This is a genomic window from Peribacillus sp. P4_C12, assembly GCF_056402095.1.
In genome coordinates this window covers 1-1528 of the sequence record NZ_JBFUIB010000728.1, presented here as the reverse complement: position 1 = coordinate 1528, position 1528 = coordinate 1, and the positions used below count along the sequence as shown (strand labels likewise).

Below are 1528 nucleotides of genomic sequence, written 5' to 3'. Positions count from 1 at the left end.
TCGCYTTGGATAGCTGAGAAATGTACGAATACATCGTCTCCACCTTCACGTTCGATGAATCCAAAACCTTTTTCTGCGTTAAACCATTTTACTTTACCTTGTTCCATTTTTGTTGCCTCCTAGTGTGTTCGCCACACATTATATTACTATCCTTGCTCATTGAATATTAAGGTATTCCTTAAATCTGAACAAAAATAATTCATTATTAGAATAACAGAAAAGGAAATGATAAGCAAGACTGGAACCTATTATGAATAAAACGTCCTGACTATTCTAAATTTTCCATTATATTATACCTATTTAATCATTTCTCGGTTGTTTTGGCGGCCGTTTTCCCCAATACTGATAAAGGTCCGCTCGGATGAATCCATTGAACAACTTCCTTTTTTTAGTTGCAGGCTTACCATAAAACTGTTCAAAGTCAGGGTTCGAGGTAATCATGTACACTGACCAAGTATCAAGCTTCTTGAAGGCCTGCCCCATTTCTTTATACATCTGTTCAACAGCTTTTTTCTCCCCTAGACGTTCACCATAGGGTGGGTTCCCCACAATAACACCATATTCTTTCCTGGTCGAGATATCTCTCACTTGCATTTGTTTGAACTCAACAAGATCTCCAAGTCCTGCTTCAAAACTATTGGCTTTTGAAATTTCAACCATGCGATGATCAATATCACAACCTGTTATGTCTAAATACTGATCATAATTCGCTAAATCTTCAGCTTCAATTCTCGCTTCATCCCAAACCTTACTGTCCATCCAAGCCCAGCTTTCAGAAACAAATTCCCGGTTAAAACCAGGAGCGATGTTCTGCCCAATCAATGCAGCTTCAATAGGAATAGTTCCAGATCCACAAAATGGGTCAATGAAAGGTTTATCCGGTTTCCAATTAGTCAGCATGATCAATGCAGCCGCCAAAGTTTCTTTAAGGGGCGCTTCCCCCTGCCCTGTGCGATATCCGCGCTTATGAAGTCCTGCACCTGATGTGTCCATGGTAAGTGTCACTACATCTTTTAAGATAGAAACTTCAATTTTAAACAAAGGACCTGTTTCTTCAAACCAAGATACTTGTTTATATTTACTTTTCAATCTATCAACAATCGCCTTTTTAACGATAGCCTGACAATCAGGGACACTGTAAAGCTGCGATTTAACTGATTTACCACTTACAGGGAACTCAACGTCTGCAGATAAGTAATCTTCCCAGTTCAAGGCTTTTGTTTTTTCAAACAGCTCATCAAAAGAATAAGCTTTAAATTCAGCGACTTTAATTTTCACACGGTCTGCACTGCGCAGCCACAAATTAGAGCGAGCAATGGCTGATTGGTCCCCTTTGTACATAATTTTCCCGTTTTCCACTTGACAATCGTAGCCAAGATCCCGAACTTCCTTGGCAACAATTGATTCCAATCCCATTGCTGATGTTGCAATAATATCGAATTGTTTCATTTCTTCATGCACCTACTTTCCATTAATCAAAATCGGTTCCCGCATTTCCAAATTTTTTTAATTCAGTAACAGGTAGCGG

General features: G+C 39.1%; 2 protein-coding genes. Both read right to left on the bottom strand.

The annotated features are described in order from the left end of the window. On the bottom strand, positions 1 to 107 hold a 107-nt coding region (locus AC1DUW_RS28450; RefSeq protein ID WP_477644134.1), incomplete at its 3' end, for a cold-shock protein. Positions 108 to 300: 193 nt separating this feature from the next. Beyond that, positions 301 to 1449: a THUMP domain-containing class I SAM-dependent RNA methyltransferase gene (locus AC1DUW_RS28445; protein WP_053346732.1), complete on the bottom strand. Its 1149-nt coding sequence runs from the start codon at positions 1447 to 1449 to the stop codon at positions 301 to 303. Positions 1450 to 1528 lie beyond the last annotated feature (79 nt).